Annotated in this window: 22 protein-coding genes; 6 read left to right on the top strand and 16 right to left on the bottom strand. The window is 43.9% G+C overall.

Going from position 1 to position 19,616, the window contains the following annotated elements; all coding sequences use genetic code 11:
- Positions 1-3 precede the first annotated feature (3 nt).
- Positions 4-462: an NUDIX hydrolase gene (locus M1K58_RS05020; protein ID WP_256757559.1), complete on the bottom strand. Its 459-nt coding sequence runs from the start codon at positions 460-462 to the stop codon at positions 4-6.
- 129 nt (positions 463-591) lie between these two features.
- On the opposite strand from M1K58_RS05020, the gene M1K58_RS05015 reads away from it, so the two are divergent.
- Positions 592-1,470: a pentapeptide repeat-containing protein gene (locus tag M1K58_RS05015; protein WP_256757558.1), complete on the top strand. Its 879-nt coding sequence runs from the start codon at positions 592-594 to the stop codon at positions 1,468-1,470.
- A 235-nt stretch (positions 1,471-1,705) separates the two neighbouring features.
- Here the strand turns inward: M1K58_RS05015 and M1K58_RS05010 are convergent, their stop codons facing one another.
- The 4 genes from M1K58_RS05010 to M1K58_RS04995 form a co-directional block, all read right to left on the bottom strand.
- A complete protein-coding gene (locus M1K58_RS05010) occupies positions 1,706-2,443 on the bottom strand; it encodes a peptide arginase family protein (protein WP_256757557.1) in 738 nt (245 codons plus the stop codon).
- Positions 2,444-2,455: 12 nt separating this feature from the next.
- Positions 2,456-3,106, bottom strand: a complete 651-nt coding sequence (locus M1K58_RS05005; RefSeq protein ID WP_256757556.1) for an HAD family hydrolase — start codon at positions 3,104-3,106, stop codon at positions 2,456-2,458.
- Between the two features lie 15 nt (positions 3,107-3,121).
- Positions 3,122-3,730, bottom strand: a complete 609-nt coding sequence (locus tag M1K58_RS05000; RefSeq protein WP_256757555.1) for a hypothetical protein — start codon at positions 3,728-3,730, stop codon at positions 3,122-3,124.
- Between the two features lie 86 nt (positions 3,731-3,816).
- Positions 3,817-4,722 carry an aldo/keto reductase gene (locus M1K58_RS04995; RefSeq protein ID WP_256758249.1) on the bottom strand — a complete coding sequence of 302 codons (906 nt, stop codon included), beginning with the start codon at positions 4,720-4,722 and terminating at the stop codon, positions 3,817-3,819.
- 150 nt (positions 4,723-4,872) lie between these two features.
- Here M1K58_RS04995 and cdaS point away from each other — a divergent pair, with 150 nt between their 5' ends.
- Both cdaS and M1K58_RS04985 read left to right on the top strand, forming a co-directional pair.
- On the top strand, positions 4,873-5,490 hold the full coding sequence (gene cdaS / locus M1K58_RS04990; RefSeq protein WP_256757554.1) for a sporulation-specific diadenylate cyclase CdaS: 618 nt from the start codon (positions 4,873-4,875) through the stop codon (positions 5,488-5,490).
- A 180-nt stretch (positions 5,491-5,670) separates the two neighbouring features.
- Positions 5,671-6,882, top strand: a complete 1,212-nt coding sequence (locus M1K58_RS04985) for an MFS transporter (RefSeq protein WP_256757553.1) — start codon at positions 5,671-5,673, stop codon at positions 6,880-6,882.
- A gap of 5 nt (positions 6,883-6,887) precedes the next feature.
- On the opposite strand, the gene M1K58_RS04980 is transcribed toward M1K58_RS04985, so the two are convergent.
- Positions 6,888-8,213: a hemolysin family protein gene (locus M1K58_RS04980; RefSeq protein ID WP_256757552.1), complete on the bottom strand. Its 1,326-nt coding sequence runs from the start codon at positions 8,211-8,213 to the stop codon at positions 6,888-6,890.
- Positions 8,214-8,626: 413 nt separating this feature from the next.
- On the opposite strand from M1K58_RS04980, the gene M1K58_RS04975 reads away from it, so the two are divergent.
- Positions 8,627-9,790: an alpha-hydroxy-acid oxidizing protein gene (locus M1K58_RS04975; protein WP_256757551.1), complete on the top strand. Its 1,164-nt coding sequence runs from the start codon at positions 8,627-8,629 to the stop codon at positions 9,788-9,790.
- A gap of 61 nt (positions 9,791-9,851) precedes the next feature.
- Complete coding sequence (locus tag M1K58_RS04970) at positions 9,852-10,412, top strand: superoxide dismutase family protein (RefSeq protein WP_256757550.1); 561 nt, start codon at positions 9,852-9,854, stop codon at positions 10,410-10,412.
- Between the two features lie 15 nt (positions 10,413-10,427).
- Here M1K58_RS04970 and spoVAE read toward each other — a convergent pair whose 3' ends face one another.
- Genes spoVAE through M1K58_RS04950 form a run of 4 tightly spaced genes read right to left on the bottom strand, consistent with a single transcriptional unit; the run spans position 10,428 to position 13,156 of the window.
- Positions 10,428-10,778, bottom strand: coding sequence for a stage V sporulation protein AE (gene spoVAE / locus M1K58_RS04965; protein ID WP_256757549.1), 351 nt, complete (start codon positions 10,776-10,778; stop codon positions 10,428-10,430).
- Positions 10,775-11,791, bottom strand: a complete 1,017-nt coding sequence (spoVAD, locus tag M1K58_RS04960; protein WP_256757548.1) for a stage V sporulation protein AD — start codon at positions 11,789-11,791, stop codon at positions 10,775-10,777. Before spoVAD ends, spoVAE begins: the two co-directional genes overlap by 4 nt.
- Positions 11,792-11,797: 6 nt before the next feature.
- Positions 11,798-12,280: a stage V sporulation protein AC gene (gene spoVAC, locus M1K58_RS04955; protein WP_256757547.1), complete on the bottom strand. Its 483-nt coding sequence runs from the start codon at positions 12,278-12,280 to the stop codon at positions 11,798-11,800.
- 15 nt (positions 12,281-12,295) lie between these two features.
- On the bottom strand, positions 12,296-13,156 hold the full coding sequence (locus tag M1K58_RS04950) for a DUF421 domain-containing protein (RefSeq protein WP_256757546.1): 861 nt from the start codon (positions 13,154-13,156) through the stop codon (positions 12,296-12,298).
- Positions 13,157-13,343: 187 nt separating this feature from the next.
- On the opposite strand from M1K58_RS04950, the gene M1K58_RS04945 reads away from it, so the two are divergent.
- Positions 13,344-13,550: a DUF1657 domain-containing protein gene (locus M1K58_RS04945; protein ID WP_256757544.1), complete on the top strand. Its 207-nt coding sequence runs from the start codon at positions 13,344-13,346 to the stop codon at positions 13,548-13,550.
- 106 nt (positions 13,551-13,656) lie between these two features.
- On the opposite strand, the gene M1K58_RS04940 is transcribed toward M1K58_RS04945, so the two are convergent.
- From M1K58_RS04940 to M1K58_RS04915, 6 genes are all read right to left on the bottom strand, one after another.
- Complete coding sequence (locus M1K58_RS04940) at positions 13,657-14,241, bottom strand: YqaA family protein (RefSeq protein ID WP_256757543.1); 585 nt, start codon at positions 14,239-14,241, stop codon at positions 13,657-13,659.
- 165 nt (positions 14,242-14,406) lie between these two features.
- Complete coding sequence (locus M1K58_RS04935) at positions 14,407-15,168, bottom strand: SDR family NAD(P)-dependent oxidoreductase (RefSeq protein WP_256757542.1); 762 nt, start codon at positions 15,166-15,168, stop codon at positions 14,407-14,409.
- A 106-nt stretch (positions 15,169-15,274) separates the two neighbouring features.
- Entirely contained in the window at positions 15,275-15,592 is a 318-nt protein-coding gene (locus M1K58_RS04930) for a thioredoxin family protein (RefSeq protein WP_256757541.1), read from the bottom strand.
- A 25-nt stretch (positions 15,593-15,617) separates the two neighbouring features.
- Positions 15,618-15,965: a MerR family transcriptional regulator gene (locus tag M1K58_RS04925; protein WP_256757540.1), complete on the bottom strand. Its 348-nt coding sequence runs from the start codon at positions 15,963-15,965 to the stop codon at positions 15,618-15,620.
- Positions 15,966-16,038: 73 nt separating this feature from the next.
- Positions 16,039-17,355 carry a deoxyguanosinetriphosphate triphosphohydrolase family protein gene (locus M1K58_RS04920; protein ID WP_256757539.1) on the bottom strand — a complete coding sequence of 439 codons (1,317 nt, stop codon included), beginning with the start codon at positions 17,353-17,355 and terminating at the stop codon, positions 16,039-16,041.
- Positions 17,356-17,370: 15 nt separating this feature from the next.
- Positions 17,371-19,602 carry a preprotein translocase subunit SecA gene (locus tag M1K58_RS04915; RefSeq protein WP_256757538.1) on the bottom strand — a complete coding sequence of 744 codons (2,232 nt, stop codon included), beginning with the start codon at positions 19,600-19,602 and terminating at the stop codon, positions 17,371-17,373.
- Positions 19,603-19,616 lie beyond the last annotated feature (14 nt).

The raw sequence follows: 19,616 nt of genomic DNA, 5'->3' as shown, positions 1-19,616 counted from the left end.
TATCTACTCGGTCAATTGGGTGTTATAGAACGCTAATGAATGGTTGTTTCCCTTGATGAGGTTATCTGCTATTTGTTTCATCACACCGGGCTCCCGAATTTCAATAAGACCAGAGCTTAATAAATCAGAAACCATTATCCACCTGCTATCTTTGATCTCATTTGCTTCTATTTGAAGAGAACCACCAACAATTTCACCGGTAAAATGAAACATAATCACTTGAGAGCCTAACCTGCTAATAAAATTATAGGTTCCGGTTGTTCCCGTTAACTTGACATCATATCCAGTTTCTTCTTTTACTTCTCTACGAGCAGCAGCTAGAATATCTTCTCCATGCTCTATCCTTCCAGATGGAAAATTCCAGGTATTCCTGACCTGCGGCTTGTTTTCTTGTACGATCAAAACTTTACTTTCTCGAATGATGGACACACTTACAACCAATACAATCCCGAGATTTATCATATCTTACTCCCTTCGTTCTCTGAACCTATTTCCATTTCATAACAAAGATTGACGGATCTGAGATCCGATACTATCATATAAGAATTGTAAAAAGATCATTTCTAACGTTGATGCTAAAGGAGCCCCATAATGTCTACGAATTACAATAATTCAAGTGCTCTTCCCCATAGAAGCCGCCTCAGTTTGCAAGCTGACTGTGAGAAATGCTTCGGCTTGTGCTGTGTCGCGTTGCCATTTGCAGCCTCTGTAGACTTCGCGATGGACAAAGCTGCCGGGCAGCCATGCCATAACCTGCAAGATAACTTCCGTTGTGGCATTCACACTACCCTCAGACAACGAGGATTAAAAGGATGTACAGTATATGATTGCTTCGGCGCGGGGCAAAAGATATCGCAAAGTACTTACGGCGGACGCGACTGGCGCCAAGCACCAGAAACCGCGAAACAAATGTTCGAATTGTTACCCCTCATGCGACAGCTCCATGAGCTCCTCTGGTATTTGTCAGAAGCGCTAACTTTGCAAGCCGCTAGATCAATTCATGGTGCGATGAGCTTGGCGCTCGTAGAGACGGAACGACTCGCTGACCTCGATCCCGATTCGCTCTTAGTAATAGACGTCGTTGCTCACCGTGCAGATGTCAACGCTCTTCTCCAACAGACAAGTGAACTCGTGCGAGCCGAAGCTCTTCGCCAGTTAAAGAGCTCCGTAGGTCGTCGAAAATCCTACGACAGAGGAGCCGATCTCATCGGTGCCAAACTTAAAGGAGCAGACCTCAGAGGGGCCAACTTAAGAGGGGCATACCTGATTGCAGCTGATCTCCGAGGAGCTGATCTGAGAGTAGCCGACCTTATCGGGGCAGATTTGCGAGATACAGATCTCCGGGGTGCCAATCTCACTGATAGTATCTTTCTCACCCAGGCCCAGCTTAACGCAGCAAAGGGTGACGCCAACACTAAGCTACCACCCTCATTCACGCGCCCATCTCACTGGTCCACCGTTGGTGCTTAAAGTAAGCCTCAAGCGCCATAGTTGGGTCAGTGACGAATAAGATGTTTATATCGCTTATCATTTTATTCACGATTTTTACCTTTATCGTTCCAAATGAATTGGTGTACTACAAACAGTACATTTATATGTGCTTTTCAATTACAGCACTAGTTGGCGCTTTATCAGCTGCTTACTCTTATTTAAGAGACTTCAAAAATTAATCCTATTATAAACACTTGATTCCCACGAACACTCTTCACCAGGGCTCCGCATCGGCCAACTCTAATTCAAAAACTTCAAGGAATATCTGATACAGCCGCTCACAATTGTCCTCTCCTCCGCAAAATGAGGGTGATAAAGCCACTGTGATCATATCGTAAGGGTATAGAGCCTTCAGGAAATTGAGCTCATCGCGGATTTGCTCCTCAGGCATTAGCTTCAGATCATTTGGATCATTTAAGTTGAGCTTGAACACGTCCAAATCTAGATCAAGGATGACAGAGCTAGGTAGATTTAATACCTGCTCTCCAGTCGTAAGGCTTCCAAGCTGATCCTTTAGCTGTACAACGGAGTCGAATCGCGAGCCTTTATACTCCCTCTCCATAAGTAAAGATTTAATCGGCTGTAATTGCTCCCCCTCCAGATTCCAATCAGACAGGTCAAAGGGATCGGAAGGATCGACATCCTTAGGACATACATAAACAATATGATCGATTAATTGAGCAGCAAATCCAGCCCATATGAAGTTATCAATCTCAAGCTTGCCGGCGACTTGCATGAAATCGACCTCATCGTTCATTTCATACAAGCCATCTACAATAACTCCGTCCCAAGTATCATCCAAATGAGCATCTACATGAAATAATGTCGTTTGAGGCCCGAGGTTCCCTACCTTTCTTCCCATTGCCCAAGCGGCAAAAGCCCATTGATGATTTCTCGATATGTATACCCGTTCCTTTGGAAAACACACCCTATAATTAGAGTCGAACTTCATATGTATAACTCCCTACTCATTTAACAAATCGTTGATGTTAATATCCCTAATCGAAGCCACAATCCGATCTGCCGCCGACAAATCCTGGTTACCTGAGTTTTCATTTATGTACCCGATACACGTCATCCCTGCTGCCTTAGCGGCAATGATTCCATTCCGGGAATCCTCTATGACCGTACATTGACTTGGCGATACTCCGAGAAGCCTCGCTGCTTCAATATAAACATCCGGTGCTGGCTTCCCTTTCTCCACTTCTTCACCGCTAACAACCTGTTTAAAATAATGTTCAATTTGAAACTTCTTTAATACCGCCATAATAAATAACCTAGGGGATGAAGACGCGATTCCGATTGGGATGTTCCGCGTCTTTAGTTGATCCAGAAGCTCCTTAATTCCATCAATCGGTTCAAAATCCATATCCCTAAGATGATTAAGCTTCATTGATAGCTGATAATCGATGATCTCAAGTACCGTTTGGGACAACTGATACTCCTCTATTATTATTTTCCACATCTCGGGATTCGTCATCCCGACAAACCTCTCTAATTGCTCTTTCGTAATCTTAGTGCCAAGGTGTTCCAATGTAAGTATGTCGACTTCAAAATGAAGCGGCTCACTGTCGATAATTACCCCATCCATGTCAAAAATAAATGCTAAGCTCATTTCATTTTCCTCCATTCAATATTGAATCTCTTCATCCTTCTCCACACGATACCCAATCGTTATGCTTCCGATGTTATCCTCACCACTAGGGGCTTCCATCCTATTTTTAACGTAGTAGTTAATGTTTCCATCATTCCACAGATGAATATAATAGTCCCGTTTAACGTATTCAAAGCTTGTTCCTACCTTGTGAAACCCTTTAGATTCTAGAATTCGAGTCGCATCATCGAATGAATGTCCAATCCTGATCCCCATAACGTTACTTGTTGGATCGGCTGTCGTTATCATTTTAACCTGCGGACTCTTATAGTCGTTAATCTCCTTGCCATTCATTCTACCAAAAGTTTCAGAGTACCGACCAAATAGCTTTAACTTCGGATAAATAAAGTTCATCTCGCATCCAAAGCATCCGATTGTCTTATCTATACCTAGTCCGTAAAGCTTTCCGACTTCCTCACGATTCATGAACAGATGGATTTCATTAATTTCAATATCCATCATCTCTTTCTTCAATTGATCATGTTGATATATTCTCACAAGGACGAATATGCCAATGAGCAAAATCAATGATAGTGCTGGAATAATGAAGCGTTTGCTTCTCAGAAACAGGATAAAGGAGTTCATCTTCTCACCTCAATTCATAATTAATTGGAATTAAAAAAACGAACACCATTGCCAAACTTCTGCTAAGTGTCCGTTATTTAATGAGGTTAAATGATAGGCACGCAGCCAACAACGTCAAGACGTCGCTTCGCTTCCTCATATACTTCTTGCGATAGCGAACCTTTCTGAGCATAACGAACATTTTCTGCTAAGTGCTCCGGATTTTTCGTACCCACGATTGTCGTGGACAGCTGTGGATGAGTAAGGGTGAAGCGAAGCAATAAGCCTGTGCGGCTCTCGCCTTCCTCACGAAGCTCATCCAATCCTGCCTTTTCCCACATGGCCCAACGATCCGCGTGACCAAGCCCTGCCCCAGGTTCACCCTGACCGACGCCACCACGGATTATGACTCCTGCGCCACCTTCTCCTGCTGCTTGAATTAACTTCTCATGCTCTCTCTCAAGTGCAGAGTAAGGGATTTGAAAGGTATCATAATGACCAGATTCAATATAGGAAGTAATATGAGGCAAGTAAGTTGAAATCCCTATCCAGCGTACCTTACCCGTTGCTTGGATTTCCTTGAGAACATCTACTAGATGTCCTTCTTCCGTTTGTTGAACAGTAGGTCCATGTAATTGCAGCAGATCAATATAGTCCGTCTTCATCCTACTCAGACTCGTATCAATATTATGTAAGAGGTTTTCCCTTGTCCATACGTGTGGAGTTTCGTCATGATCTCCATGATCAACTAATGTGCAGCCACACTTGGTTGCCAGAATAAATTCCTGTCTTCGATGACTTATGAAGCGTCCAATTAACTCTTCGCTTCGGCCATAGTCGTAAGCAGTATCTATAATGTTAATTCCGCAATCAAGAACAGCATTTAGGATTTGCTCAGATTCGGCATCCGTTACAGGTCTTCCACTCCACACCCGAGGTCCGCGAATTTCCATTGCCCCAAATCCGAGTTTGGTTACTTTCAAGCCGGTCTTACCCAAAGTTGCTTGCTCCATCACAATCCACGCTCCTTCTTTTTTCTATCATTATACTCTTCTCTTTCCTGAAGGAAAACGCTATCACTCAAAAAAGGAACGTGTCCTGCATATTAGCTAACCAAATTTTACATACTATTTCAGAGTATGATCAAGGAGTTGTATATCGAAATGACACCAGAATCGACCGCGTGCGATTTCTCACCTATGAAGAAACTAATCAAAGAAGATATCCAACAAATTGTATCGAAGCTAGAACATCTTATGATCACTATCGACAATGAAGAAGACTGCTTACTTGGTGATTTTGAGAAAATAAAAAAAAACTTTCTAGGCATCGAATCCAACGCAGCAACCTTTTACTTGAATTGCTATCTGTCACCCTTCATCGAACGATATATGGACCTTTCACTTACGATCCAAAGCTTGTCCGATAGAAGGCATGGAGCCTTAATCGCAGTCGAAAGACAAGATCCTATCGACTCCCTCCTTCAGCCGGGGATATCCATTGGCGCACCCATCACGCATTCATTGCTTGAATCCATATTTTATCCTGGCAGCCCACTACATGATGGAGCAGTTCTCATCCGAGCCAATCAAATCGTATCTGCGAAGAACATCCTTCCCTTAACCGCTTCTCAAGGGAATGATCGCATTACAGGTACGCGTCACAGAGCTGCTGTTGGTCTATCCGAGATAAGCGATGCCATTGTCCTCGTTGTATCCGAAGAAACAGGTAAAGCTTCCTTCGCGAACAAGGGGCAGCTTTACCCGGTCATCACTCCCTAAACAATCTAATAACTACTCTTGTTGACAGCCATGATGATCCTCTGTTCGTTACGTTTAAGCATAGTTGTTGTTGACTATACTACAGGCTAAGCTAGACTTGACATCATTGAACGGATAACCGTAAATGTGTCACTCCTAGGAATTCCAAGAAGCTATATTGCACAATTCCGGAGGACCATTATGGAAGCCAAAAAGAAGTGGGATCTCATTTCGATTGCATCAATCCCCCTAACGATGACATTAGCTAATTCAATGCTCATCCCTGTATTACCTGCCATGCAAAAGGCATTAAAAATTTCCTCTCTACAAGCTAGTCTCATCATTACGGCATATGCAGCAGTAGCTATTTTGTTTATTCCTCTTGCCGGGTATTTGTCTGATCGGTTTAGCCGCAAAGCGGTTATTCTCCCTGGGCTCATTCTTGTCTCTTTAGCAGGTGTAGGAGCAGGATTAGCCGCTGTGTGGTCGGATAAAGCTTACATTTTTATTCTTATAGCGAGGTTAGTACAAGGCTTGGGTTCAGCAGGTTGCTTCCCAGTTGTATTGCCATTAGTAGGTGATCTGTTCAAAAGTGATAAGGATGTTAGTAGTAGCCTCGGACTAGTGGAAACATCGAATACGTTCGGGAAGGTCGTCAGTCCGATCTTAGGAGCTTCGCTTGCAATCTGGGCGTGGTATATTCCTTTTTTCGCAATTCCCGTGTTTAGCATGATTTCCTTTATTCTTGTTCTTTTCTTGGTCAAATCTCCAGCTAAAGATAAAGAAGAAGTTTCTAAGATAAGGCTGAAGAAATTTCTCCAAGCGATCATAGCACTATTACGTATGAAGGGTAAATGGTTGTATGGCATCTTTGCTATTGGCGGTATTAGCATGTTTATCATTTTCGGCAGCTTATTTTATCTGTCGGAAACGTTGGAATTTCGTGGCATCAAGCCCATTATTAAAGGCTTAGTGCTAGCCATTCCATTAGCTGGTTTATGTATATTATCGTATTTAAGTGGCAAATGGATTGGACAAAATAAGCAAGTTATGAAGTGGACGAGCTTCATCGGATTAGTTCTTACTGCCGCTGTTTTGTACCTATTAGGTTTTGTGAAATGGGATCAAACCTGGTGGATTGTTCTCATGCTAACGATTGCCTCAGCCGGCATTGGTGCAGCATTACCGAGCTTGGACGCGCTCATTACAGAAGGAATAGACAAAAAACAACGAGGCACGGTGACCTCGTTGTACAGTAGCATGCGTTTTATCGGTGTAGCCGCTGGACCGCCTATTAGTGCTTTATTAATGCGTGGCTCCATGTCGACGTTGTTCTTCGTTATCGCAACTGCCGGATTAGCAGCAGCTCTATTGGCGGCTTTTACAATTCGTCCCGGACGTGGGTATCGTTGAGTCGCTTAATTTACAGATGCAGCCTCAATGAACTCATTGTTATTAATGGTCCCGTCCTTGGAAATTTCAATTTTCATGATGCGGTTTTTATCCTTCTCGCGAATGATGAAGGTTAGATCTTCATATTTATATTCATCATTTTCATTGAATTCAGGCAGTCTGCTATATAACCAGCCGCCAATGGAGTCCACATCATCATGCTCCAGTTCAACGCCTAATAACTGATTCACTTCTTGGATGAGTACAACCCCTTCGACCAAAAAGCGGTTATTCGCCAAGGCTTCAATCTCTTTTTTCTCGTCACTATCGAATTCATCACGAATTTCTCCAACAATTTCTTCAATAATGTCCTCGATTGTAATTAATCCTGATGTCCCACCATACTCATCCAGCAATAATGCAATGTGTACTCGTTCAAGCTGCATCTTCTTAAGCAATGCATTAACGGGCATAACCTCTGGTACAGTCATGATCGGCTGTAGGAGCTTTTTGAAATCAAACCCCGTGTTAACATCGTAGCTTAAGAAAAATTTCTTCGTATTTATAATCCCAATGATATGATCTTTACTTTCGTGTGCGACAGGAAATCGCGTATACTGCTCTTTCTTGATGATGGCCAAGTTCTGTTCCACCGTATTATTTGCATACAAACAAACCATATCTGTCCGCGGAATCATGATTTCGCGTGCGAGTAGCTCGTCGAACGCAAAAATTCGATTCACATAACCGTACTCTGCTTTATTAATTTTACCGCTCTGATAGCTCTCCGACAAAATAATACGAATTTCTTCTTCTGAATGCGCATCTTCATGCTCACCCACGGATTTCATACCGAACATCCGAAGGAGCAAATTAGCGGATCCATTGAGAATCCAAATAAACGGGTACATCACTTTGTAGAACACAATAATTAGTGGAGCAACAAGTATAGTTATTTGTTCGGCTTTCTGAATCGCTAGTGACTTAGGTGCCAATTCACCAAGAACTACGTGTAAGTAGGTCATCATCGCTAATGCGATAATCATCGAGAGAGCGTGGGATAAACCCTCTCCCATGTTCATCTGGTCAAACAAAGGATGGAGTATGATTTCAATCGTAGGTTCGCCCAGCCAGCCCAATCCAAGTGCTGTAATCGTAATACCCAATTGACACGCGGATAAGTATCCATCCAGGTTGGATGTCACTTTAAGAACAGCTGCAGCATTTTTCTTGCCTTCAAGCACCATCTGATCAACCCGGCTACCCCGAAGCTTAATGATTGCGAACTCCGTCGCAACGAAGAAAGCGGTTAAAATCAGAAGTATTGCGATTAACAAAATATTTAGTGCCATGTCGACCTTCCTTCTTAGGTGAGCTATTAAAAACATTGTTTATTTAATACATACATTAATAGTATAGGAATTATTATGATTAGACAAAGTCATAGAAAGAAGAAAATAGCCCGTATGGGAGCATACGAGCGCAAAGCTAACAATAGATGAGGATAATACCCGTTCTTTTAAGCTTTAGCACAGTCACATGCGTTATATATCCTGAATTATGACTTATGTGTCAGATAAATGAATCTTATTCTTCCATCGTTGGCGGATGATAACGATAATCTCGAATGCCCACCTTGTCCAAAATCTCATACACTTTACATAGGGGCTGGTTTATAAAGGTTGAAACAAGGACACGATTATACGGACTGTTAAGTAATCGTGTAAACCATTTTCGGTGAAAGCTCACTTATGGAGGGTACCATTTGACGATTCATAGTGAAGATATACAGATGAGTATTTATCAATCTGGGGACGAATCTGCAAGGCTCTTGCCAGTATCCTTCGAGGAGTGGGAAACCCGTGCAAAGAAGCATCTATCGGCCTCCTCGTTTGGTTATGTTTATGGCGCTGCTGGTGCAGGGCATACCCATCAAGGTAATGTAGATGCATTCCAGGCCTACCGTCTTCGCCCGCGGATTTGCTGTGACATTTCCAAATGTGAACTGTCGACAAATCTTTTTGGTGCTCAGCTTCCAGTCCCCTTCTTATTAGCACCAATTGGCGTAAACACGATTCTACATTCCGACGGAGAGGTGGCTCCTGCCAAAGCCGCTGCGAAGCTTGGAGTTCCCTATATTCTAAGCAACGTTTCAAGCATTCCTATGGAGAAAGTAGCGGAAGCAATGGGCAATGCCATTCGATGGTTCCAGCTTTATCCGCCTAAAGACCATGACCTGACGATTAGCTTTCTACAACGTGCGGAAGCAGCAGGATACTCGGCTATTGTGGTCACAGTGGACTCCACCCTCCTTGGATGGCGTGAGACGGATTTGCAAAATGCCTATTTGCCCTTTCTAACAGGTCAGGGAATGGGGAATTATTTTACAGATCCTGTATTTTGCTCAATGCTTCAAGAACCACCGGATAAAAATAGTAAAGCAGCCGTATTGAAAGCCTTAGAAGAAGGGAATAACACCTGCTTTACATGGGCAGAGCTAGACTTTATCCGTGGACAAACGAAGCTGCCTCTGCTTATTAAAGGGATTACCCACCCAAGCGATGCGCTAATGGCTATGGCTCATGGGGTTGACGGAATCATAGTTTCCAATCACGGTGGTCGTCAGCTCGACGGTGCTATCGCAACCTTAGAATCCCTGCCGTTGATTTACGAAGCGATTCAAGGAAAAATTCCGATTCTCATGGATAGTGGCATTCGAAGAGGAGCGGATATTCTCAAAGCTATCGCTCTTGGCGCTACTGCTGTTCTTGTGGGACGTCCTTATGCCTACGCCCTAGCCGTAGCTGGGGAGATTGGAGTGCAAGAGGTGATTCAGAATCTGATCGCCGAAACGGAGCTTCAGTTAGCCATTTCTGGGCGAAGTTGCATACAAGAAGTCGATCAATCCCTTATCATCAAAGTGAAATAAGGATCTTTAATAAAGATAGGCAAAAATCAAAAAAACAACTTCCAGAAGGACGGAACCTACAATGAAAAAGATAACAATTTTTGTCTGTAAGATTTTGCTCAGTATTTTTCTATTAGCAGCAGTAATCGTTAGCCCTATCGCCAATGCAGCTTCAAAAGTGACCGTAAAAGTAAAGCAAGTGATGGTAAAGATTATCAACACCTCGGGAGAGCATGTGGGAACCGCTATGCTCACTCAGCATACAGGTGCCGTGCAAATCCACATTACTGCGAAAAATCTTACACCGGGAATACATGGAGTACACTTCCATGAGGTCGGCAAATGTGAAACACCTGACTTTAAATCCGCAGGTGCACACTTGAACCCTAATCAAAAGCAGCACGGCTTTAATAATCCCAAAGGCTTTCATTCTGGTGATCTCCTGAATATTCAGGTGGGATCAGACGGAACCGTTGACGTAAAGATGAAAAGCAAAAATGTCACACTGATGACCGGTGCACCCAACTCCTTGCTAAAGCCAGGTGGAACTGCTCTAGTCATCCACGACAAAGAAGATGATTATGTAACGGACCCTTCTGGCAATTCGGGTGATCGAATTGCCTGTGGTCCAATCCAAGAATAGCATTCTAACCTACATTTAACCTTTAGGCCTGACGACCAAGGCTGCGAGAAACGAGAAGATGATCGCAGCCGAAATGCCTGCACTAGTCACTTTAAAGATCCCCGTAATAATACCGATCCACCCATCCTTCTCCAATTCCTTCAGAGCGCCATGAACAAGCGCATTCCCGAAGCTCGTAATGGGAACGGTTGCCCCCGCCCCTGCAAAATCAATAAATGGCTCATACAAACCGACCCCATCTAAGATGGCTCCAATAACAACTAAGGATGACATCGTATGTGCAGGAGTTAGCTTAAACACATCGAAACAAACTTGTCCAATAATACAGATGGCTCCGCCAATAACAAAAGCCCACAAATAGGTCATAATATATCCCCACTTTCGATAGATACCGCATGGGCAACACAAGGAATGCTTTCTCCTTGTTGAAAGGAAAGCGGTGATAACAAGGCACCCGTCGCGACAACAAGGATTCTCTTCAATTCCCCTCTACGCAATCGTTTAAGGAGATGCCCATAAGTAACAACCGCCGAACATCCACATCCACTTGCCCCTGACTGTACCGACTGTTTGTCGTAATCGTAAATCATCATGCCACAGTCGAAATACTGAGTTTGATTCATTGGGATCTTATGCTTATCGAATAAGTCACAGGCAATTTCGTAACCGACCTTGGCTAGATCCCCAGTCACAATCAAGTCATAATACCCAGGTTCAATTCTCATATCACGGAAATGTGCTTGGATGGTGTCGACGGCAGCAGGAGCCATAGCGGCCCCCATATTAAACGGATCCGTTAATCCCATATCCACAATCCGTCCAATAGTAGCCGAAGTCACTGCCAATCCCTCACCATCATGTGAAACAATGGATGCACCTGCACCGGTTACCGTAAATTGTGCGGTAGGAGGTTTCTGTGAGCCATATTCTGTTGGATAGCGGAATTGCTTCTCCACGGCTGCATTATGGCTACAGGCACTAGCCAGTACAAATTTAGCCGATCGTGAATTGACGAGATTAGCAGCGATAGCTAAGCTCTCCATCGATGTAGAACAAGCACCAAAAACGCCCAGATAAGGAATGGCTAATGTCCTTGCAGCGAAGCTACTGCTGATGATCTGATTCATTAAATCCCCGCCGACAAAAAAGTTAACTTGTTCCTGCGTCAATCCAGCATTCTCAATAGCAAGCTTGGATGCTTCCTCCAACAATGTCCTTTCTGCCTTTTCCCAGCTATCTTGTCCTATCGTTAAATCACCGTGGATAATATCAAAGTCATTCGCAAGAGGTCCCTGGCCTTCGAACGGCCCTACAACCGTAGCCTCACCTTTAATCCTTGGACGATTTTCAAACAACCAGCTTTGATGTCCTTTAAGCATTCGCGATCATCCTCCCACACTGCTCGGATTGAATATGAGATGCAGAATACCAATAATAAAGGCTGCAACTGTACCAAAAACAATAACTGATCCGGCAAGCTCGAACATTTTACCCCCAACACCAAGTACAAGGCCTTCGCTGCGGTGCTCTATCGCGGATGAAGCCATCGAATTAGCAAACCCAGTTACAGGAACAGCTGACCCAGCACCCGCCCATTGTGAAATTTTATCGTATACACCCATACTGGTTAAAATAACAGAAATGATAATTAATACAGCAACTGTGGGATTCGCTGCTTTCTCCTTATCAAAGCCACCCCAATGGATGAACATATCTGTAATCGCTTGACCGATCAGACAAATGGTCCCCCCAGATATAAAAGCACGAAAGCAATTTTTTAATATCGCTCTCGCGGGCTCTCGCTTTTTGGCCATTTCTTGATATTCCTGCTGAGTAGGTGTTAATTTCTTTTTCTTACTATTTGACACAATAATCCCCCTTCTCTATCGATGAAGTATGGGCTTTAGATCTTCGATGATCGTTTCCATCTGATTTACGCATTGCTCGTACATGTCTTTTGCTTTTTTATTTTTCGTTGTTAACCCAAATAACATGAGATCCGCTTCGCACTTTTTCAATGTCGCGAACAGTGCAGCCTTCTTCTGCGGAAGAGGTACTTTGAGCTGATCGTCAAACAAATCTACATACAATTCCCCATAGGAGTCGACTTGACCGAGATACACATTTTCTATTGCCGCACCAACCTTTTCCAATTCCGTATTTAACCAACCCCGACTTAAGCCTAATGTTGCGAGTGGCTCGTCCATAATTTTCCCGTCCATAATGACACATTGCGGCTCCTGCTCTGGACCTACTTTGATCCCAAGATGCTTCGGTGTAAGGGGCTGATTTTCTCTTGTTAACAGCACATTAATGTCACCACTTGGCTCCATAATTGCGAATTCTACATCTGCAACCTTAAACGCCATTTTCTTCCTTAGCTGCTCCATCAGCTCATCAGAGGTCAACCGTTCGCGCTTTAAGTTATCCTCCAGTATTTTCCCATCTTTTACGAGCACTCTTCCTTTACTATCAATAAAATCTCTGGCTTTTTTACTTTTCATTTGCAAATACTCAATTCCTAATGAAACAATAACCCAAACAAGGATAGCGATTAAACCCAAGTACCATTTCATGTCCGTATCCAAGGATATGTAGCCGACCAAGTTACCGATTGTAATCCCCGTAATGTATTCAAACATCGACATCTGTGACACTTGTCTCTTCCCCAACAGCTTAGTGAAAATAAAGAGAGCAACAACCGCTAATAAGGTTCGATATACAATTTCATACCATGCTGGCAAGTTAGGTCCTCCTCTTATCCTTTTGGCATCCTCATGATATAAATTGTTTGTTTAACCGACCCATATTATGAAAATCTCGCACTAGGAATGTTTAACCATTACAGGTAACACAAGTCGATTTCTTACACTCATAAAAAACGATCGTTGACATGATAATAAAAAGTACTTTAATCAGGAGGTGAGATCATTGACAGTAGCTTCTCAAGTAAAAACATGTGTTGCCTCACTCAAGAGTGTTCAAGCGAGTCTTGAGTCCTTTGCATTAGAAACTCAGAATCAAGAAGCAAAAACACTTTACACAAATGCAGCTGGCCAAACACAGCAAATTCTGGATCAGGTTGAGAACAGAGTTCAACAATTAGAAAATGAAGAACCTCAATATAAAGGCTTCTAAATCATTTAGCAGGGTTAAATAAGCTTCAAACACAACAAAGGAGCTAACTCATTAGGTCAATACAGACCTAGTAAGTTAGCTCCTGTTGTTGTTGGAGATGAGTAAATTATCCCTCTTTAGTCGCGAGTTCCTTTTTCTTTTTGTACCTTCGATTAATCCATAAGAACAATAATATGAGCGGTACCCCAATAACAAATATATATAAGGAAACGTCCTTAACCATACCTTCTGCTGTCTTACCATAGAAATAGAACAATATACCAACTGCATAGAACTTAACGGCACGACCGAGAGCAGCGTAAGCGAGTAATCGCCATAGAGGAAAATTCATGCAGCCAGACAATATCGTAAAAACCTTGAAAGGAATAGGTGTGAACGACCCAATCAATATCGCTGAATGTCCGTTTTTCTTAAACAATTCATTAGCAGAGTCAACCCATGATTTCTTTAGCACTTTATACAAAATAGAATGACCAAGCACTTTACCGATCAAATAGCCGAATGGCGTGCCAAGTAAACAAGCAATGTATCCTACGGTAGCTAACCAAAGCGCATTGGACGGATTAAGTAAGCTCAAGGGGACTTGCAGAAAAAAAGCAGGAATCGGAAAAAAAACTGCGTCGGCAAAAGAATGAATAAACAATCCCCATGCACCAAAGTCCATTAGAAAATCGATTACGTTCTTAAACATATCTATTTACTCCTATCCATTCTTGCAGGATTGCTTTCTCTTGAGGACGCCTCTCTCTCCATTCTATGTCATTATCTATATATGCTACCTTAACGCACAAATTGTTTAAATGGTTAGGAGTCAAGTTATAACCTTAGACGAAAGTCTAGTTATGACACAGACTGGTTAGATCGAGGGCATGACGTTACCGCCACTAACTGGGAGATAAGCGCCTGTGATGAAGCTAGCTAAATCTGATGCTAAGAAAGCCACTGCGTTCGCGATCTCCTGATCGGTGCCTCTGCGCTTCAACGGCACTGTCTGCTCATAAGCCTCACTATGCTCTGTGTTGTTCTCACGATCACGTTCACTGATCGTCCAGCCTGGCGCCACCTGATTAACAGTAATCTGATGTTCACCGATTTCTTTAGCCAATACCCGATAAATGCCGTCCATCCCACGTTTACCAGCAACATATGCAGATTGTGTTGGAAAGTTCTGCATCACGCACTCTGTATTAATTCCGATGAACCTGCCCCATTTTTGCTGAATCATGGCGGGTGCGAACGCTTTAGCTAGATATACACTCTGCATCACAGAAGAATCAAATTGGCTTTCATAATCCTCCGGAGATTGCTCGAGAATACTTGTCCATTCGTATTGAATAACCGCGTTAGCAACGACGATATCCACTGTACCCAACTGCTGGTGGATGATTTCTTTCATCGCTTGGACGGAATCTGAATTTGTGATATCTGCTTGTACAATTGTAGTCCGGCTTCCGATCGCTTGAATCTCGTCCTGTAGGGCATGCGCTTGTGCTTCATTACTCCGATAATGAATGGCAATATTTGCTCCACATTTCGCAAGTGTTCTTGCCATTACTCGACCTAATTGACCCGTTGCTCCTGTTATAAGAACAGTTTTATTGGTTAAATCGATATGCATCGTAGCGCTCCTCTTTTCATGTGTCTTCTCCATGATAGGCAACTTTTGCTTAAAAAACAACAAAAAAGCCGCAATCTTGCGGCTTTTTTCACGAGTTAGAGACTACTTACACATATTTCGTTAACAAGCTTTCGTACACCGACTTCGGACGTAATCCGATCAACTTATCAACGGGAACGCCGTTATGGAAAACGATTACGGTCGGCATCGACATCACCCCGTACTCGGATGCCACTGCTGGAGACTCATCACAGTTCACTTCAAGCACTGCTAGCTTCTCACCATATTCGCTACCAAGCTCATCTAGGATAGGCTTTAACACTTTACACGGAGGACACCAATGTGTGCCGAAATCCACCATAGTAACACCTTCTTGCTTGATGTGACTTCGAAAGGTAGTGTCATTAACCGCAAGCATATTCACTGTAACTCCTCCAATACGGGATAGATTAACTTATCTGTATGGATCGGATACGGTCCTCCAAATTCGATTTGATTTGCGTGAGTTGATGAATTTGATCGTCAATTTCCTTTAGCTTCTGCTCGTAGATTGGAAGGACTTCTTCGCAAAATGCTTCCTTGTTCTTCAATACACAAGTAAGGAAACTGGCGATTTGCTCCGTCGATAAACCCAGAGTCAAATAAAACTGGATTGTCCGCACTTGCTCTTCTGCCAAGGGAGAATATTCCCGATAACCGTTTGCCTCACGGACAGACGTTAGCAGCTTCTGTTGCTCGTAATAGCGTAGTGAGCGGATGCTGACTCCTGTACGCGTGGATAGCTCCCCGATTCTCATTCCTATTCCCCCCGCCGATCGATACAAATCCAGTATAAACCCTGACACTAGTGTCAGGGTCAAGTCCAAAATTTTAATCTCTTTCGTAGATCGAGCCAGAGCGGCTAGCAAAAAATTCAGCATACACCTTCTCAGCATAGGCGTCAGTCATCCCAGAGATATAATCTGCTGCGAGCCGCTCCCATGACCATGTATCCTTCTGCGCTTCGTAGCTTCCCAACCAGTCCGGTGGAATGATCAGTCGTCCCGTCTCATAGTTCTTGAAGCTCCCCCATAATCTTTCGATCATGACCTCGCTTCGCTTATGTAGCCGTTGTACCCGGAAATCCTTAATAAGCGTTACCCAAGCGAGCTTTTTCAGGATCTCAATTGTACGCATTAATTCCACGTTCTGCTGGCCATCACGAACTAAAGTGATCTTCTTCCACCCCGTAATAGGATCATCGATAATGCCAACCTCATTGGCGAACTTCCTTACCCACCGCGCCTTCATCTCTCTTCGAGTTCGCGAAGGCTCGCGATCGCATTCTGCGTAGATGGTTTCCCACTGTTCGAGATAATTCATGAGCACTTGCTTCACCATAGCCGCTTGGTCGATGTTCTCCCAATTGGCTTCGGAATAGCTTGGATCATCAATGATTTCCTGAATCACATGCGTGACTAACCGGTCGTCCTCGAAAAATCCGCGATCCATCTGAATTTTCCCTGCGCGAATTCCGTCCTCCAGATCATGTGTGGAATAGGCAATATCATCACATAGATCCATCAGCTGTGCTTCAAGAGTAGCAGAGCTTCCAGGCATTCCCCAAGCTTGGCGAAGAAAATCAATACCTTCCCACTCTTTACGGTATACGCCCTTAAGCTTTCCCGGTTCATCGATGCAATAAGGATATTTGTTGATCGCAAGCAATACCGAAGCGGTCAAATCTAAGCCGCTATCACTTCCAGCACGCTTCTCCAGAAACATGAGAATCCGGAAATTTTGCGCATTCCCTTCATACTTCAAGCCGTGCTCTTCCTGAAGGAGGCGGTTTAGTACCTCCTCCCCTTTATGTCCGAATGGTGGATGTCCTAGATCGTGCGCAAGCGATGCGCATTCTACGACCTCCGGATCGATCATTAATCCAGGATGCTCCTTCTTTGCTAAGAAGGAATACTGTTTACCCAAGCGCCGCGCAACTTCTCTGGCAATCTGGGAAACCTCGAGCGAGTGGGTTAATCTTGTTCGGTAATAATCCCCAGAGCCCGCGCCGAATACTTGCGACTTTCCTTGCAGTCTTCTGAACGCAGGAGACTGAATCAATCTGGCATAATCCTTCTCATATTCATCACGGTCTTCGCCGGAGTGGATGTTCTCGGTATCGAACAATCTCATCTTTCGTACGTTCATGAGCCAACCTCATTTCTATAACCCGAAAATATTCGTCTTCTTCTCCATGAATTGGTCCTGGATGAGATAAGTCCAAGTTCTGGCCGGAGGTTTAAGCCCCTCCTTCTCCCAATCAATCTGCTCTTTAGAGTCGCTTGTATTCAATTTAGTTAGTGTTTTGGCAGTTTCCTTCTCAATTTTTTCTGGTAACTGCTCGAACGCATGAATGATCCGATGATGAAACTCGTCGACTGGGTTTCGATTCGCTAAGCTTTCCAAATGGATGCCTTCTCGAATGTAAGAAACATAAGCCAGATGGTCAGACCAGCTTCGATCCATATGATACAGCCTGACGTATCTTTCCGTAGAGCTCAAGGAATCAACATTGTTTAATACCGATTCACGTTGCTCATGCTGAATACGACGTTGCTCCTCAACCATATCCGAATATTTGTTTAAGGTTTTGCGCATTTCGAAGTTCTGTCCCATAACTACACGTTGAATATGATCCATCTTCTTATGGAACACAGACGCTTCCAACTGCTCGTCCTGCTTTTTCGTTCGATAGGACGCAGGAATTGCCTTCTCTATTCCAAACCTGTTGATGAGCTCATCCTCTAAGCACACATAGAATCGCGATGACCCTGGATCTCCCTGACGTCCGGCGCGCCCTCTTAATTGATTGTCGATGCGGGCACTCTCATTCATATGCGTACCGATCACATATAACCCACCAAGACGAGCAACCTCATCCGCTTGCTTCACCTCGCCGCCACCAAGGCGAATATCGACGCCACGTCCCGCCATATTCGTAGATACAGTAACTGCACCAAGCTCTCCTGCTTTAGAGATGATCTCGGCTTCCTTCTCATCGTTCTTGGCATTCAGAACGTGACACGGAACATTCGCTTTCTTCAATTGCTCTGCGAGCTGATCCGATTCCTCCACACTACTTGTTCCAATGAGGATCGGTCGTTTCGTAGTATGAACCTCCGCGATTTCTTTCACCAACGCTTTGAGTCTTGCTTCTTTATGCGTATAGATGCGGCTCTCGTAATCAACTCTAATCCGTGGACGATTCGGTGGGATTTCAACGACGCTTAGTCCGTACGTTTCCTCGAATTCATCAGCGGAATCTTGAGCTGTTGCCGTCATCCCACTAATCTTCGGATATAAGCTCAACAAATGCTGTAAAGTTATTGTACCCAATATTTTACCGGATGACTTCGATACCATGCCTTCCTTAGCTTCAACTGCAGCTTGTAGTCCATCCGGCCAATGTCTATTTTCTGCGACACGACCCGTGTATAAATCAATAAGCTCCAGCTTACCGTCACGAATCATGTAATCGACATCTCTCTTTAAGAGAGATTCTGCATGTAGCGCACAATTTAATGACGTTAACAAATGACTATTATGAGACTCGTACAGATTGCCGCTTCGTAGCTTCTGCTCGGCTTTCTCAGCGCCAGCTTCCGTGAGGAACACATTCCGCTTATTCTCGTCGAAATCATAATCCTCGCCTAATGTAAGCTCTCTAGCCAGATTTGCCATCCGGCTTCCATCGCCTCCGGTGGAGGCAACTTCCCCTGCGATGACGAGGGGTACACGTGCCTCATCGATTAAGAGCGAATCGGCTTCATCCACAATCGTATAATTAAACGGACGATGGACGATATCACTCGTCTTCATCGCAATCGTATCGCGTAAATAATCGAATCCAGCTTCTTTCGCCGTCACATAGGTGATGTCAGCCGCATATGCCTGCTGTCTCTCCTCTGTCGTCATTCCATCCTTAACGAAGCCTACCGTCAAGCCAAGAAAACGATAAACCGGTCCCATCCAACCAGCATCGCGACCAGCCAAATAATCGTTAAACGTCAGAACGTGTACACCTTTTCCCTGCAGGGCATTCAAGTAAGCTGGCATAACTGCAGCAAGTGTCTTACCTTCACCCGTCTGCATTTCAACCAAATTACCTTCGTGCAGAGCTGCTCCTGCTTGATATTGCACGTCAAAGGGACGCATTCCAAGCACTCGATAGGCTGCTTCTCCGGCTATTGCATAAGCTTCCACGAGTAATTCATCCAAGGATACTCCGCTTTGAGCTTTCTTCTTTAAATTTAATGACTCAGCTTGCAGCCGTCCGTCGTCCCACGATTGCACATTAAAGCTGCTGATCTCTCGTAGCTTGTCTGTATAAGATTTAAGTTTATGCTGCACGAAACGATCTTTGACCTTCTGAACAAGCTTGCTGGCGAAATTCATCGGAAAAATCCTCT

The organism is Cohnella sp. WQ 127256 (assembly GCF_024519285.1).
Classification (GTDB): Bacteria; Bacillota; Bacilli; order Paenibacillales; family Paenibacillaceae; genus Cohnella.
Note: the sequence above shows the minus strand (reverse complement) of the source record. Positions and strands in the feature narration are given on the sequence as shown.